This is a genomic window from Streptosporangium sp. NPDC048886, from assembly GCF_055586905.1.
This window is the reverse complement of record NZ_JBVJHH010000043.1, coordinates 39,548-54,670: the sequence shown is the minus strand read 5'-3', so window position 1 is coordinate 54,670 and position 15,123 is coordinate 39,548. Positions and strand designations below refer to the sequence as shown.

Sequence of the window (15,123 nt, the reverse complement as noted above, 5' to 3'; positions counted from 1 at the left end):
ATCCTTCACCCTGTCGGCCGGATGAGCGGGAAACGGGCACGGAGCCGGGCCCCGGGGTCTCCCTCGGCGACGTGCAGGCCGCCGCCGTGCCGTACCGCGATGTCCCGGGCGATGGCGAGACCGAGGCCGGACCCGCCCGCGTCCCGGTCCCGCGCCTCGTCCAGCCGGGTGAACCGGTCGAAGACCGCCTCACGGTGCTCGGCCGGGATGCCGGGTCCGTCGTCGCACACGTCGAGTACGGCTCCGCCGTCCTCCAGGGTCAGGCGGACGGTGACCGCGGAGTCCGCGTGCCGTACCGCGTTGTCCACCAGGTTGGCCACCAGGCGGCGTAGCTCCTCGGCGGAGCCGCGGACCACCGCGTCGGCCGCCACCTCCAGTCCGACGCGGATCTCCGGCCTGGGCCGGGACAGGGCCGCCTCCTCGGCGGCGACCTGGCCGAGGTCCACCTCGCCGTGACAGGCCGGCTCACCGGCGTCCAGGCGGGCCAGCAGCAGCAGGTCGGAGGTGAGCGCCTGGATCCGTTCCACGTCCGTCAGCGCCTCGGCCGCCAGCGGTCCGGGCGGGGCGAGCTCCAGGCGGGTCCGCAGGACGGCCAGCGGGCTGCGCAGCTCGTGGGCGGCGTCGGCGACGAAGCGCTTGTGCCGGTCGACGGCCAGCTCCAGGCGGTCGAGCGTGCGGTTCATGGTCTCGGCGAGACGGGCGATCTCGTCGCGGGAGCGCGGCACCGGGACCCGGCGGTGCAGATCGCTGGCGGTGATGTCGGCCATCTCGGCGCGGATGGCCGAGACCGGCGCGAGCGCCCGGCCGACCGCCAGCCAGGTCAGGGCCGCGACCAGCAGGAGCAGTCCGGGGATGCCGGGCAGCAGCAGTCCGTTCAGGCTCTCCAGGGCGGCCTTGGCGGGTTCCAGGGAGGCCCTGGCCCGCACGAGCAGCGTGCCCTCACCGGTCTTGACGGGCATGGTGGCCACCGTGAACATGCCCGCGGGCGCCCACCGCTCGGCGGTCACGGCGGCCTCCAGGGCAGCCGCCTCCCGGCCGGTGGCCGGCTGGAGGGGCCCCGACTCGGTTGTGGCCGGCCGGGTGGTGTCCGATTTGAGGTCGCCCGGCCGGGTGGTGTCCGGCTCGGTCGTGGCCGGTCGGGTGACGCCCGATCCGGGGTCGTCCGGCGTGGGACCGGACGTCTCCGGGCCGGTCGGTCCATGGACAGTCGGTCCGTAGGCGGTCGGCCCGTGGACGGCCGATCCGAGGGTGACCGACCGGGCGGGCAGGGCGGGCTGGGCGGGCTGGGCGAGGACCGCTCCCCACTCCCCGGCCGTAAGGTCGTCCCTGTCGAGGACCTGGATGTCGGGATCCAGCGACTCGGCCTGCTTGCTGACGAGGACGCCGGGGCTCGCGGTGATCAGGCCGGCGGTGACGTCGGCGCGCCGGACGGCGTCGGCCGAAGCGCTCTCCACGAGGCTGCCCCGGAGCACGCCGACGAGCACCGCCGCCGCGACGCCCAGCGCGACCGCGACGATGGCGGTGGCGGCGAGAGTCGCCCTGACCCTGACCGACAGGTGCGACATCTCAGGCCTCCAGCCGGTATCCGGCGCCGCGCACGGTCACCAGGGACGACCGGCCGAACGGAGAGTCGATCTTGCGGCGTAGCGCGCTGATGTAGACCTCGACGATGTTCGGGTCGCCGTCGTAGGAGAAGTCCCACGCCTGCGCCAGCAGCTCGCTCTTGGAGACCACCTCACCCTGCCTGCGGGCCAGGCCGTGCAGGACCGCGAACTCCTTCGGGGTGAGGGAGATCTCCACCTCGCCCCGGCGGCAGCGGAGCCCGGCCGGATCGACGGTCAGGTCGCCCACCGTGATGGAGACCGGCCTGGCCTGGCCGCCCCGGCGCACCAGCGCGCGCAGCCGGGCCAGCAGCACCACGTAGGAGAACGGCTTGGACAGGAAGTCGTCGGCCCCGGTGTCCAGGGCCTCGGCCTCGTCGTGCACGCCGTCCTTGGCGGTGAGCATCAGTATCGGCGTCCAGTTCTCCGACTCGCGGAGCCTGGCGCAGACGGTGTAGCCGTTCATCCGGGGCAGCATGACGTCGAGCACGATCACGTCGTAGGCGTTCTCGCTCGCCATCCACAGCCCGTCGCGCCCGTCGTGGGCGACGTCCACGGCGAACCCCTCGCCGGCCAGGCCGCCCTTCAGCAGGTCGGCCAGGCGCTTCTCGTCCTCAACCAGCAGCACGCGCATGCCGCCCAGCGTGCCGTACCCCACCTAAAGCCAACCTGAAGACGGGTTCGGCCGCGTTCAGCGTGGGTTCAGGTGGCGCGCGGGACGGTGTGGCCGTCAGATCCGATCAACCGAGGAGAGCAAGAATGCGCATCCGTTACCTCGCCGCGGCCGTGGTCACCGCCGGCGCTCTGATGGCGACCCTGACCGGGGCGGCCAACGCCTCCGACGCCCCCACCCCGACCACGCCGGACAAGACCGTCGCCGTCACGTGCGAGGGAGGCGAGGGCCATGCCGTCCTCGCGCGCAAGCTCACCGACGCCGAGCTGAAGGAGCTTCAGGCCAAGGGCGGCACGCTGGCGACGCCCGCCATGCCCGCGGACGGGATGAAGGTCACCAAGCTCCTCGAGGGGGTGATGGTCACCAAGCTGCCCGACGGGACGGAGGTCGCCAAGCTCCCTGAGGGGGCGGAGGCCCCCGGGCTCTCCGACGCGGTGAAGGCCGTCCCCGCCCTGCCGGCCACTCCGCTCGACCCGTCGGTGCAGGCCGGGATCGAGAAGGGCAAGATCTTCTCGCTCAAGGACGGCAAGACTGTCGCGGCCAGGGTCTTGCCGGCCGAGGAGGCAGAGGTCGGCAAGGCCGTGCCGCCCGCCGAGGGCGCGATCGTCACCTGCTTCAAGGCGGAGCGGGCCGATGACGTCAAGGCGGAGCCGGCCGAGGAGGCCGGCGGCCGGTAGCCCGGTGACGCGCGGCCGTGGCGGACAGTGCCCGGCGCCGTACCGGAGGGAGCCCGGCGGCGCGGCCCGCGCCGGGCGGGACTCCGGCGGTGCGGGCCGTACCCGGTGGGAGCCGGGGCGGGGCTCCGGCGGCGCGGCCCGCGCCGGGCGGGACTCCGGCGGTGCGGGCCGTACCCGGTGGGAGCCGGGGCGGGGCTCCGGCGGTGCGGCCCGCGCCGGGCGGGATCAGGCGTCGGGGAAGGACGGGTGCGGGCCCAGGGCCCAGTACTCGTAGAGGCCGTAGCCGACCTGGCCGTCGTATTCGAACCGGCCGACCGCGTCGACCAGGCCCCACATGCGGGCGGCGTCCTCCGGCAGGGTGTGGGTGACGCCCTGGACCACCGGGCCGGGGCCCTGATACATGCCGTGCCTCCAGTCCGGTTCCAGGCCATATCCGGTGCCCACCATCAGGTGCACCGGGAGGATCGGAGTGCAGCGCACGTCGAAGGGCCTGCCGCCCGGCGGCGAGAAGGAGATCGTCGCCTCTCGCACGTCCCGGGTGCCGGCCACGTATTCGGGACGGTACTCGGGGCGGCCGAGGTATTCCCGCTCGCCCTCCCGGGGAGATCCGAAGCCCCACACCCTGACCGCCTCCTCCAGCACCCGGCGGCCTCTGTCGTCCTCCTGGAGGATGCACAGGATGGCGTGGTCGTCGAACTGGACGGGGGTGTAGAGCCAGTAGAAGGTGCCCGGGTCGCGGGCCTGGATCCCGGGGGGCTCGGGCTCGCCGACCGGCCGGATGCCCCAGGAGCGGTCGCGGGTGCCCTGCCACCGGTCGGGGGTGACCTCGACGCGCTCGTCGCCGATCAGGATGTGTCCGCTCCACCGGCCGGTCTGGGCCATCCGGGAGGAGTCGAACACGACCCGCTCCTGCCGGCGCACATGGTGCCGGGGCTCCAGCGTGGCCGGGATCGTCGCCTCCCAGGTCAGGTCGTAGGACAGGCCGTGCTCGTTGGGGTCGAGCACGATCCGCAGCCGCCTGAGCCCCTCGATCACCTCGATCCGGAACGGGCCGATCCGGGTGTCCATCCGGTCGTCGCCGAGCTCTCGGGAGGCTCGGACGACCCGGTGCAGGTCCCGGTGGCGCACGCAGGCGAAGGCGTCGGTAACGCCGAGGTTGGGGTACTGGCCGGCTCCGACGATCAGCATCAGTTCGTCGGAGCCGGCGTGACAGTTGAAGTAGTAACGGTCGTAGAAGTTGCGGTCGGAGGTCACGACGTGCCGCATCACGTCGGGCGACTGGTGGACGGGGTAGTCGTCGAGCGGCGACAGCGTCATCGGTGCTCCTTCGGCCTGAGGAACACGTTCTAACAAGCGCTTGGTGCGAGAGTCAACACGGCCGGCACACAGGAGTACGGCCCGCGACCGGGGGCGCGGGCCGTACTCCGATAACCGGTGTGATCCGATGAATCAGGGCAACTTGGTGGAGGCCTGATCCGCCGCGGTCTCGACCTTCTCGCCGGGCCCGCCTGCCGTGGAACCGGCCTTCGACCTGACCCCGTGCGCCATCTCGACGGCCTTGTCCGCCGTGGCGTGCGCCTTCTCGCTCATCCAGCGGGACGCGTCGGACGTGCTGTCCTTCATCGCCTCGGTCCACTGGTCGGCGCTCTTGCGGTACATCGCGAAGCCGATGGCTCCGACCGCGAGACCGGTGAACAGCAGGACCATCGGCCATCTGCGTGACCTGGCCGCCGGAGTGGGATCGATCTTCGTGGCGGCCTGTGACAGCAGCGCGCTGACCTTCGGCGCGAGCTGCTCCTCCAAGGAGTGGGCGGCGGCGTCCAGCCTGGGTGCCGCCCATCCCCTGGCCAGGTAGACCTTCTCGTTGGCCGCGACGCGGGCGTTGGTCGCCGCGTCGCGGGCGTGGGTGGCCGCGTCGCGGGCGTGGGTGGCCATCGGGCCCACCCGGTCGGCGGCGCGTGCGACCTGAGCCTTCATGTGGCCCAGCCGCGTGTCCGGTATCACTATCTCGATGTGACGCTTTCCAAATTGTGCAAGAGGCACTTCAACCTCCCCAGTCGTCGGGGCCCCGTTGCCTCCCCTGCCCGATCGGGCGAGGCTCAATCATGACCGGCCGTGGGAGGATGCTAGATGGACCGGCTACGGCCGCAACCGTTAAAACACCACAAGAGCACTATGTTGCAGAGGCTTTAGCCAACACCAGAAGGGGGCAATCCGATCGTGGCTGAGAAGTTGATCGCGAACCTGAAGACCAACCGCGGCACCGTGAAGATCCAGCTCTTCCCGGACCACGCGCCCAAGACCGTGCGCAACTTCGTCGAGCTGGCCGAGGGCACCCGTGAGTGGGTGCACCCCGAGACCGGTCAGAAGACCACCGCCAAGCTCTACGACGGGACGATCTTCCACCGGGTCATCGACGGCTTCATGATCCAGGGCGGCGACCCGCTCGGTCAGGGCACCGGCGGCCCGGGCTACAAGTTCGACGACGAGATCCACCCCGACCTCTACTTCAACCGTCCCTACCTGCTCGCCATGGCCAACGCCGGCATCCAGTTCGGCAAGGGCACCAACGGCTCGCAGTTCTTCATCACGGTGGTGCCCACGCCGCACCTCAACGGCAAGCACTCCATCTTCGGCGAGGTCGTCGAGGGTCAGGACGTCGTCGACGCCATCATCAAGACCGACACCGACGCCCGTGACCGGCCCAAGGACCCGGTCGTGCTGGAGTCGGTCACCATCGACCGCGTCCAGGGCTGACGCCCGCGGAGCGGCGGTCTCCGGGAGGAGGCCGCCGTTTCACGTGCCCGGACACTCAGGATCATGAATAGGCTGGCAGTCTGTGGATAACAGCACGGTCGAAGGGGCCAGCGAGACGCCATGACCACCCAGCCACCCAGCGAGCCTGACACCGCCGCCGTTCCCACGTGCTACCGGCACCCCGGCCGTGAGACCTATGTGCGCTGCCAGCGCTGCGATCGTCCCATCTGTCCAGACTGCATGCGTGACGCCTCCGTCGGCTTCCAGTGCCCCGAGTGCGTGTCCCAGGGCAACAAGACGGTAAGGCAGGCACAGTCGGTCTTCGGCGGCCGGGCGGTCACCACGCCCCGGGTCACCTGGGCACTGCTGATCGTCAACATCCTGGCCTACGCCGCGGAGACCCTGAGCCCGAGCTGGGTGCTGAACCATTTCGCGATGAGCTCCGGCAACGTCGCCTACGGGGGCGAGTGGTGGCGGCTGATCACCGGGGCCTTCCTGCACATGCCACTGAACTCGGGCTCCTTCGCGCTCACCCACATCCTGTTCAACATGTGGGCGCTGTACGCCATCGGCCCCGAGCTGGAGCGGCGCCTCGGCTCGCTGCGCTTCCTGGCGCTCTACCTGCTGTCCGCGCTCGGCGGCTCCGTCGCCATCTACCTGTTCGGCAACGTCGCGGTGGGCGCCTCGGGCGCGATCTACGGCATGTTCGGCGCGCTGTTCGTGGTCTCCAGGAAGCTCGGCTACGACGCCCGCGGCGTGCTCTGGCTGATCGGCATCAACGCGGCGCTGACCTTCGTCATCTCCAACATCAGCTGGCAGGGACACCTGGGCGGCCTGATCACCGGCGCCCTGGTGAGCGGGATCCTCGCCTACGCCCCGCCGAAGAGCCGCAACGCGGTCCAGTGGGGAGGCTGCGTGGCGGTGCTCGTGGTGCTCCTCGCGCTGGTCGCGCTGCTGCCGCCGTACGCCTTGCAGGCCGAGTACGGCCTCTCCGGCTGATCCACACCCTGATGCTTCCCCAGGGTGTGGATAAATTCTGTGGAAAAAACTAACGCCAGCGGGTGGACAACACCACACCGAAGATGATGAAAGCGAACCCGATCAGCAGGTTCCAGTTGGTGAGGGCGCCGATGAGGGGCGCGCTGGGCGCCACGTAGTAGACGGCGATCCACAGGATCCCGATGATCCAGGAGGCCACCATGACCGGCGCCAGCCAGCGCGGGCTCATCTTGACCTGCTGGGTCGTCTGCGGCGGGGTGTAGACCGCCTTCTTGCGAGTCTTGGGCTTGGGCACTGGGGTCTCTCCTGCGTCGACCCTGCGCGATCCGGATCGCGCGCAGGGTGTGTCAGCTAGCGTAATCGCTGGTGGGCGAAGACCCGAGTAAGAATAGTCGGCACACACGGGACATGGCGATCCCAGAAGGGATCATCGCAGCGCAAACCTTGGACCAACCACGCGGTCCATACTCGTCCGGGATGATCTGCCGTCATTAGCCTGAGCCCATGAGAGCCGCCCTGAGAACGTTCGGGGAGCTGAGCATCACCGCAGGGGTGATCATTCTGCTCTTCTGCGCATATCTCCTCTGGGGGACCGGTACCTACACGGTCCAGCAGCAGACGGTGCTGCGCGGGCAGCTCCTCAAGGAGTTCGCCGAGGAGCGGAAAGAGCCCGCCGGGCCCGGCCGGATCCGGCTCGGCGGGGCGATGGCGCTGCTGAGCATCCCCCGGTTCGGAGACGACTACGGCTACGCCGTCGTGGAGGGGGTCGGCTTCGACCAGTTGCGGATGGGCCCGGGCCACTATCCCGGCTCCGCCATGCCAGGGAAGACAGGAAATTTCGTGCTTTCGGGGCATCGGACCACCTACGCCGCGCCCTTCAACCGGATCGACGAGCTCCGCCGGGGCGACGAGATCGTGGTCGACGCCCGCGAGGCCCGCTACACCTACCGGGTCACCGGCACCCGCGTCGTCGAACCGACCGAGGTCGGAGTCATCGCCCCGGTCCCCGGCCAGCCCGGCCGCAAGCCCACCAGGGCCCTCATCACCCTGTCCACCTGTCACCCGGAGTACTCCGCCGCGCAGCGGCTCATCGTCTTCGGGGAACTGGACGAGAGTGAGGACCGTCGCAGATGAGGAGAGTCCCATGTACGGCTGGATCTGGCGGCTGTTCCCCGGCGGCCTGGCGGCCAAGGTGTTCGTCGCGGTGGTGCTGGCGGGGCTGGCGGCGGCCGTACTCTGGTATGTCGTGTTCCCCTGGCTCGAACCCCGCGTCTCCTTCGACCACACCACGGTGGGCTGATGGCCCGCATCCTGGTCGTGGACAACCACGACAGCTTCGTCCACACCATCGTCCAATACCTCCGTGAGCTCGGCGCCACCTGCGACGTGCGCCCACGCGACCACGTCGTGCCCGAGGACGCGGCGGGCTTCGACGGGGTCCTGATCAGTCCGGGGCCCGGCACCCCCGAGGACGCCGGGGTGAGCGTCCCGCTCGTCGGTCACTGCGAGACCCACGGCATCCCGCTGCTCGGCGTCTGCCTCGGCCACCAGGCCATCGCCGTCGCCCACGGCGCCACCGTGGCGCGGGCTCCGGAGCTGATGCACGGCCGGACCAGCGCGATCACGCACGACGGCCGCGGTGTCTTCGCCGGGCTGCCGTCCCCGGTGACCATGACGCGCTACCACTCGCTGGCCGTGGTGCCGGAGACGGTCCCGGAGATCCTGGAGATCACCGCGACCACCGGCGACGGCCTGGTCATGGGCCTGCGCCACCGCACCGCACCCGTCGAGGGCGTGCAGTTCCACCCCGAATCGGTGATCTCCGAGCACGGCCACGGACTGCTCGGGAATTGGCTCGCGGGAATCGTGTAACGCCGCGACCGTCTTGAACGACTAACCAGTGAGCCCTTCCGCCATCGCCCCCGAGTGGCGGAAGGGCTCTTCTCATCCCCGAGGACGGGCGCCCCGACCGCTGAGAAGTCCGAGCGCGAGAGATCGGGCGCTGAGAAGCCCGGACGCGGAGAGACCGGGCCCGCCGGGGCGTGCCCCCGGCCCCGAGGAGATCGGGCCCTCACGTCTCAGCCAGACCCCGTCCCCGGGCCGGAGAGCCGTCCCCCCGTGTATACGACAGGACGGCCCCCGCCGGTCGGCGGGGGCCGTCCTCATGGGCCCTCACGGGCCGACGGTCAGCCGCCCAGGTCGTCGCTGGGCGGGTCGTCGACGAACGGGTCCTCGGTCTGCTGATCCGTCGGCTGGGTGTCCGGCTGCGGGTCCTCGGTGACGTTCGGGTCCTGGGTCGGGGGCGTCGCCGGCTCGGTCGGCTCCGGGGCCTGCCCGCTGGAGACGACCAGCGTGATCGTGGTGCCCGGCTGGAGCTTGGCGCCGGCCTCGGGCGCCTGGCTGAGCACGGTGCCCTCCGGCAGGTCGCTCTCCTGCTCGACGATCTTGTATCGGAAGCCCGCCTCCTTGAGCATCCGCTTGGCGTCGCCGATCGTGAGGTTGACCACGCCCGGCACCTCAGCGGCCTCCTTGGGGACGTAGATCTGGACCGTGCTGCCCTTGGGGGCCTGCTTGCCCGCCTCGGGGTCGCTCTCGATCACCTTGCCCTGCGGGGCGCTGGAGGCCTTGGTCCGCAGGCTCGGGACGAAGCCCGCGCCCTCCAGGGCCGCCTTGGCCTCATCCGCGGTCATGTTGACCACGTTGGGCACCTCGACCTTCTCCACACCCTTGGAGACGGTGAGCGTGACCTCGCTGTTCTTGTCGACCTCGGTGCCGGAGGCCGGGTCGGTGTCGATGACCGTGCCCTTCTCCAGCTCCTCGTCGTATTTGTCGACCCGCTTGACCTTCAGACCCAGCCCCATCAGCGTCTTGGTCGCCGAGGCCGCGGTCTGCGAGGTCAGTGACGGGATCGTGACCTTGCTGCCGGCGGCGGAGTCGCCGGGGGAGCTCAGGAACATGTAGCCCACGCCGATGAAGGCGCCGATGACCAGCAGCGGGACCAGGATCCACGCGGCGGTCTTGACCGCGGTGTTGCCCCCGCCGCTCTGCTGCCGGCGCCGGCCGCGCTCGCCGCGCCCGCCCTCCTCGGTGCCGTAGTCGTAGGCCGGGACGGCGGTGGTGCGCTGGGTGGCCGGTCCGCCGGGGGCGGGGGCCTGCTGCATGGTCCGGGTGGCCGCGCCGTAGTTGTTGGCCAGCGCCATCGTCTGGGCGTCCATCGGCATGCCGGACATCGCCCGCTGGATGTCGGCCCGCATCTCCCCGGCGCTCTGGTAGCGATGGGCGGGGTCCTTGGCCATCGCCTTGAGCACGATGGCGTCGGCCCACTTGGGGATGTCCGGGTCGATCTGCGACGGCGGGATCGGGTCCTCGCGCACGTGCTGGTAGGCGATCGCGACGGGGGAGTCGCCGGTGAACGGCGGTTGCCCGGTCAGCAGCTCGTACAGCACGCAGCCGGTGGAGTAGATGTCGCTGCGGGCGTCGACCCGCTCGCCCCTGGCCTGCTCCGGCGACAGATACTGGGCCGTGCCGATGACCTGGGCGGTCTGCGTCATGGTCGCCGCCGAGTCGGCCATCGCGCGGGCGATGCCGAAGTCCATCACCTTGACGTCGCCGTTGTTGGTGATCATGATGTTCGCCGGCTTGATGTCCCGGTGGACGATGCCGCCGCGGTGGCTGTAGTCCAGCGCCCGCAGGATCCCGTCGACCAGTTCGGCCGCCCGCTCGGGCAGCAGCCGGCGGTCGGCGCGGAGCAGGTCGCGCAGCGTGCGGCCGTCGACGAACTCCATCACGATGTACGGCACCGGCGCCCCGCCCGCCACGTCCTCGCCGGTGTCGTAGACCGCGACGATGGACGGGTGGTTCAGTGACGCGGCGGACTGGGCCTCCCGGCGGAAACGGGCCTGGAAGATGTGGTCTCTCGCCAGGTCCGCGCGGAGGGTCTTGATGGCGACGATCCGATCCAGCCGGATGTCTCGGGCGCGATATACCTCGGCCATGCCGCCACGCCCGACGACGCCGTCAAGCTCGTAGCGATCGCCGAGGCGTCGAGGCTGAGTCATTTCCTGCACTGTCCCTTACCGTTCATCTTGGGTGCCGGTGAGCTCTTGGGCCACCGGTGTCCATCATCGACCCCTCGCCGCATCACGTCTCCCCGTTCGGCGGCTCTGTGTCGCCGGTGCCGGGAGTGGTGCTCGGTGTGAGGCTCGGTGTCGCCGTCGGGGCGGTGGGCGTCGGAGTCGAGGTAGTCGGGCTGGGGCTGGGCGATGGCGACGTGGTCGGCCGGGGGCTGGGTTTGACCGATGTGCTTACCGTAGCCGACGGCGTGGGCGAAGGACGGGTCGGCTTCGCCGGTGGGACGGGCGATCTGCTCGTCGCCGGCTTGGTCCGGCTAGGCCGGACCGTCGGGGTTTTGGTGATCGGGCTCGGCCGGACGGCCGGCTCCTCCGGCCTGCTGTCGCCGGGGCGGTCGGTCAGCTCGTGGACCGCCAGCGCGCCCAGTCCGACGGCGGCGGCGCACCCCGCGGCGGCGGCGATCACTGTCCTCCGGCGCAGACCCCGGCGCCGCGGGACGCTCCGTGCCGTCCTCGCGGTGGCCGGACGGGAGTCCCCGGCCGGTCCGCCGGGGCCGGACCCCGCGGCCGGGCCGGCAGGCGCCGGTGGGGAGGCGGCCAGGGCGGAGGTGACCTCCCGCGGCCATTCGCCGGCGGGCTCCGCCCGCCATCCCGCCGGATCGGTGAGCATGGCCAGGTCGGCGGCGCCCGCCGGGGCGAGCGAGCCGCGCAGCGCGTATGCCCGGCCGGCCAGCTCCCGGGCCCCGGCCGGCCGCCGCTCGGGGTCCTTCGACAGGCACGCCGCGACCAGCTCCCGCACCGCCCGGGGCACGCTCCCGGGCAGCGGCGGCGGATCCTCGCTGAGATGCATGAGCGCGATCGCCACCTGCGTCTCGGCGACGAACGGCGGGCGGCCGGCCAGGCACTCGTAGGCGACCACGCCGAGCGAGTAGACGTCGGTGGCGAAGGTCAGCGGCTCTCCCGACGCCTGCTCGGGGCTGACGTACTGGGCGGTGCCGAGCACGGTGCCCGTCTGGGTCATCGACGAGCCCTCCAGCGCCCTGGCGATGCCGAAATCCGTGATCTTGATCACCCCGGCCCCGGTGACCAGCAGGTTACCCGGCTTGATGTCCCGGTGGATGATCCCCGAGCTGTGCGCCGCCTGCAGGGCCCTGGCGGTCTGGTAGACCACGTCGAGGGTGTTGCCGGCGCTCAGCCTGCCGTCGCGCGCCAGGATGCCGGCCAGCGACTCGCCGGGGACCAGCTCCATCACGAGGTAGGCGACGTCGTCGGCCTCGCCGTAGTCGAAGACCTGGGCGATGCCGGGGTCGGCCAGCCCCGCCGCGATCCTGGCCTCGCGGCGGAACCGCTCGCGGAAGGCCGGATCGGCCGCCACGTGCCGGCGCAGCAGTTTCACCGCCACCTCGCGGCCGAGCAGCTCGTCCCTGGCCCGCCAGACCTCGCCCATGCCGCCCGTCGCGATCCGCCCCAGCGGGCGGTATCGGCCCCCGAGCAACGCGGTCATCTACCCAGCACCGCTTCCATCACGCTCTTGGCGATGGGCGCGGCGGTGTGACCCCCGGAGGCGTCGTCGCCGGCGCTGCCGGACTCGACGATGAGCGCGAGGGCCACCTTGGGGTCCTCGGCGGGGGCGAAGGAGATGAACCACGCGTGCGGGTCCCGGCCCGGGGCGGTCTCGGCGGTGCCGGTCTTGCCGCCGACGGTCACTCCGGGGATCTGCGCGGCGCCGGCGGTGCCGTTCTTGACGACGCTGACCATCATCTCCTGGAGCTTGCGCGCGGTGTCCTCGCTGATCGCGGTGCCGAGCTCGGTGGGGTCGGCGCTCTTGATCTCGCCGCCCTCCGCGTCGGCGATCTTGTTGACCAGGTAGGGCTTCATGACCACGCCGTTGTTGGCGATGCCCGCGGCGACCATGGCCATCTGCAGCGGGGTCATCTGGTTGCTGCGCTGGCCGATCGAGGCCTGGGCGAGCGCGGCCGCGTCCTCCTCGCTGTCCTCCTCGTTCCAGAAGTCACTGGCCACGACCGGCATCGGGATGGCCAGCGGGTCACCGCCGACGCCGAACTTGAAGGCCTGGTCGTTGATGGCGTCGTAGCCCAGATCTATGGCGATCTTGCCGAATGGCGTGTTGCACGAGCGCTCCAGCGCGAACGTCAGGGTCACGCGCCCGGAACCGCACGCCGCGCCGCCGTAGTTGGGCAGGTCGGCGGTGGTGTTGGGCAGGTCGAGCCGCTGCGGGGCGTCCACCTGGCTCTGCGGTCCGAGGGTGTCGTCGCTCTCCAGGTAGGCCGCCATGGTGACGACCTTGAAGGTCGAGCCCGGCGGGTAGGTGCGCTCGATCGCCCGGTTCAGCAGCGGCTGGTCCTTGTCCTCGGCCAGCTTGGTGTAGGCCTTGTTGACCGTGGCCTTGTCCGCCTTGGCCAGCGGGTTGGGGTCGTAGCTGGGGATCGAGACCATGGCGAGGATCGCCCCGGTCTCCGGCTCGATCGCGACCAGCGCGCCCTTCTTGCCGCTGGCGCCGAGCGCCTTGTAGGCCGCCTCCTGCGCCTTGGGGTTGATCGTCAGGTCGACGTTGGCGCCCTTGGTCTTCTTGGCGGTGAACAGGTCGATGCTGCGCCGGATGAGCAGGTCGGCGCTGGTGCCGTTGAGCAGGTCGTTCTCGGCCTGCTCCATGTCGCGGGTGCTCTCCGGGGCGAAGAACCCGGTGATGGGCGCGTAGACCTTGCCCTCGGGGTAGCGCCGTGCGTAGCGGAAGGTGTTGTCGCCGGTGTCGACGGACTCGGCGAGCACCTTGTCGCCCGCGGTGATCCGGCCGCGCTCGACCTGGTAGCGGTCGTAGAAGTTGCGGGTGTTGCGCGAGTCCGCACGCAGGTCGTCCGCCCGCACGGCCTGCAGGTAGTTCACGTTGATCATGAGCAGGCCGAACATGAGCAGGCAGGCCAGGGCGACGCGCTTGAGGGGACTGTTCATCGCTGGAACACCTGCGTCATTCCTTCGTCCTGGATGGCCTGGGGCGGTGGCTTCCGCGCCGCATCCGACATGCGTACCAACAGTGCGATAAGGATCCAGTTAGCCAGCAGCGCCGAACCGCCCTGCGACATGAACGGGGTGACCAGGCCGGTCAGCGGGATCAGGTTGGTGACGCCGCCGACGATGATGAAGACCTGCCAGGCCAGGATGAACGACAGGCCGCCGGCCAGCAGCTTGGAGAACGGGTCGCGGGCCGCGATCGAGGTGCGCAGGCCCCGCTCCACGATCAGGGCGTAGACCATCAGCAGGGCCATCAGCCCGGTCAGGCCCAGCTCCTCGCCGGTGGCGGGGAAGATGAAGTCGGAGATGGCCAGCGGGATCTCCTTGGGGTGGCCCTGGCCGAGCCCGGTGCCGAGGATCCCGCCGGTGGCCATCGCGAACAGGCCCTGCATGAGCTGCGCGCTGCCGCCGACCTTGTTGAAGAGCTCCGGGTCCTCCGGGTTGAGGTAGACCTCGAAGCGCGCCTGCACGTGGTCGAAGAGCATGCCGGCGAGGATCGCGCCGCCGACGAAGAGCAGGATGCCGATCAGGACCCACGAGGTGCGCTGGGTGGCGATGTAGAGCATCGCGATGAACGTGCCGAAGATCAGCAGAGAGGAGCCGAGGTCCTTCTGCAGGATCAGCACGCCCAGGCTGAAGCCCCAGACGATGAGGATCGGGCCGAGGTCGCGGGCGCGGGGCAGGTCGATGAAGAGCAGCCGCCGCCCGGCCAGCGCCAGCACGTCGCGCTTGGCGACCAGGTAGCCGGCGAAGAAGACGATCAGGGCGAGCTTGGCGAACTCGGCGGGCTGGAGCTGGCCCACACCGGGGATCTCGATCCAGATCCGGGCGCCGTTGATGTTCTTGCCGATGAACGGCAGCAGCGGCGAGATCAGCAGGAGGAGTCCGACGGCTCCGGCGGTGTAGGTCAGCCGCTGCAGCGCGCGGTGGTCGCGCAGCACGATCAGCGTCACGCTGAACAGGACGACTCCGACGGCCGTCCACAGGAGCTGGGTGGTGGCCGAGGCACCGAACGCCTTGGACTGTTCGAGGCGGTAGATCATCACCAGGCCGAGGCCGTTGACCAGCGTCACCAGGGGCAGGATCAGCGGGTCGGCCCAGGGCGCGAACCTGGCGAGCACGAGGTAGGCGGCCAGCATGAACCCACCCAGGCTGAGGCCGTAGGTGAGCATGCCCGACGGGATCTGCTTGTCGATCGCCAGCCCCACGTTGGCGTAGGCGAACATCACGATCACGACCGCGAAGGCGAGCATCGCCAACTGGGCCAGCCGACGTTTGGCGGGCAGGGGGACGGGCTCGACGCTTGGGGTGCTCAT

The 15,123-nt window shown here is 70.7% G+C and carries 15 protein-coding genes; 6 read left to right on the top strand and 9 right to left on the bottom strand.

Annotated elements, in window-relative coordinates; genetic code table 11:
- Window positions 1–5: 5 nt before the first annotated feature.
- The gene (locus ACZ6R6_RS38960; RefSeq protein WP_470101957.1) at window positions 6–1,565 is read right to left on the bottom strand and encodes a sensor histidine kinase; all 1,560 of its coding nucleotides are present in this window, start codon (window positions 1,563–1,565) and stop codon (window positions 6–8) included.
- Window position 1,566: 1 nt separating this feature from the next.
- Window positions 1,567–2,259, bottom strand: coding sequence for a response regulator transcription factor (locus ACZ6R6_RS38955; protein WP_470101956.1), 693 nt, complete (start codon window positions 2,257–2,259; stop codon window positions 1,567–1,569).
- Between the two features lie 101 nt (window positions 2,260–2,360).
- Between ACZ6R6_RS38955 and ACZ6R6_RS38950 the strand changes: the two genes are divergently transcribed.
- Window positions 2,361–2,951, top strand: coding sequence for a hypothetical protein (locus ACZ6R6_RS38950; RefSeq protein ID WP_470101955.1), 591 nt, complete (start codon window positions 2,361–2,363; stop codon window positions 2,949–2,951).
- Window positions 2,952–3,176: 225 nt separating this feature from the next.
- On the opposite strand, the gene ACZ6R6_RS38945 is transcribed toward ACZ6R6_RS38950, so the two are convergent.
- Together ACZ6R6_RS38945 and ACZ6R6_RS38940 are read right to left on the bottom strand one after the other, a co-directional pair.
- Entirely contained in the window at window positions 3,177–4,268 is a 1,092-nt protein-coding gene (locus ACZ6R6_RS38945; RefSeq protein WP_470101954.1) for an Rv3169 family protein, read from the bottom strand.
- 132 nt (window positions 4,269–4,400) lie between these two features.
- Window positions 4,401–4,928: a hypothetical protein gene (locus ACZ6R6_RS38940; RefSeq protein ID WP_470101953.1), complete on the bottom strand. Its 528-nt coding sequence runs from the start codon at window positions 4,926–4,928 to the stop codon at window positions 4,401–4,403.
- A gap of 243 nt (window positions 4,929–5,171) precedes the next feature.
- Between ACZ6R6_RS38940 and ACZ6R6_RS38935 the strand changes: the two genes are divergently transcribed.
- Window positions 5,172–5,708, top strand: a complete 537-nt coding sequence (locus tag ACZ6R6_RS38935; protein WP_470101952.1) for a peptidylprolyl isomerase — start codon at window positions 5,172–5,174, stop codon at window positions 5,706–5,708.
- Between the two features lie 240 nt (window positions 5,709–5,948).
- On the top strand, window positions 5,949–6,707 hold the full coding sequence (locus ACZ6R6_RS38930) for a rhomboid family intramembrane serine protease (protein WP_470101951.1): 759 nt from the start codon (window positions 5,949–5,951) through the stop codon (window positions 6,705–6,707).
- A gap of 49 nt (window positions 6,708–6,756) precedes the next feature.
- On the opposite strand, the gene ACZ6R6_RS38925 is transcribed toward ACZ6R6_RS38930, so the two are convergent.
- Window positions 6,757–7,002 (bottom strand): cell division protein CrgA, encoded by a 246-nt coding sequence (locus ACZ6R6_RS38925; protein ID WP_470101950.1) that lies wholly within the window; start codon window positions 7,000–7,002, stop codon window positions 6,757–6,759.
- A 209-nt stretch (window positions 7,003–7,211) separates the two neighbouring features.
- On the opposite strand from ACZ6R6_RS38925, the gene ACZ6R6_RS38920 reads away from it, so the two are divergent.
- From ACZ6R6_RS38920 to ACZ6R6_RS38910, 3 genes are read left to right on the top strand one after another with little or no spacing between them, the layout of a single operon-like run.
- On the top strand, window positions 7,212–7,841 hold the full coding sequence (locus ACZ6R6_RS38920) for a class E sortase (protein ID WP_306861792.1): 630 nt from the start codon (window positions 7,212–7,214) through the stop codon (window positions 7,839–7,841).
- Between the two features lie 10 nt (window positions 7,842–7,851).
- Window positions 7,852–8,007 (top strand): hypothetical protein, encoded by a 156-nt coding sequence (locus tag ACZ6R6_RS38915; protein WP_470101949.1) that lies wholly within the window; start codon window positions 7,852–7,854, stop codon window positions 8,005–8,007.
- Window positions 8,007–8,579, top strand: coding sequence for an anthranilate synthase component II (locus ACZ6R6_RS38910; RefSeq protein ID WP_470101948.1), 573 nt, complete (start codon window positions 8,007–8,009; stop codon window positions 8,577–8,579). The genes ACZ6R6_RS38915 and ACZ6R6_RS38910 overlap by 1 nt, the downstream gene beginning before the upstream one ends.
- Before the next feature lie 314 nt (window positions 8,580–8,893).
- On the opposite strand, the gene pknB is transcribed toward ACZ6R6_RS38910, so the two are convergent.
- From pknB to ACZ6R6_RS38890, 4 genes are all read right to left on the bottom strand, one after another.
- The gene (gene pknB, locus ACZ6R6_RS38905) at window positions 8,894–10,765 is read right to left on the bottom strand and encodes a Stk1 family PASTA domain-containing Ser/Thr kinase (RefSeq protein WP_470101947.1); all 1,872 of its coding nucleotides are present in this window, start codon (window positions 10,763–10,765) and stop codon (window positions 8,894–8,896) included.
- An 82-nt stretch (window positions 10,766–10,847) separates the two neighbouring features.
- A complete protein-coding gene (locus ACZ6R6_RS38900; RefSeq protein ID WP_470101946.1) occupies window positions 10,848–12,281 on the bottom strand; it encodes a serine/threonine-protein kinase in 1,434 nt (477 codons plus the stop codon).
- Window positions 12,278–13,747, bottom strand: a complete 1,470-nt coding sequence (locus tag ACZ6R6_RS38895) for a peptidoglycan D,D-transpeptidase FtsI family protein (RefSeq protein ID WP_470101945.1) — start codon at window positions 13,745–13,747, stop codon at window positions 12,278–12,280. Before ACZ6R6_RS38895 ends, ACZ6R6_RS38900 begins: the two co-directional genes overlap by 4 nt.
- Window positions 13,744–15,123: an FtsW/RodA/SpoVE family cell cycle protein gene (locus ACZ6R6_RS38890; protein ID WP_470101944.1), complete on the bottom strand. Its 1,380-nt coding sequence runs from the start codon at window positions 15,121–15,123 to the stop codon at window positions 13,744–13,746. The genes ACZ6R6_RS38895 and ACZ6R6_RS38890 overlap by 4 nt, the downstream gene beginning before the upstream one ends.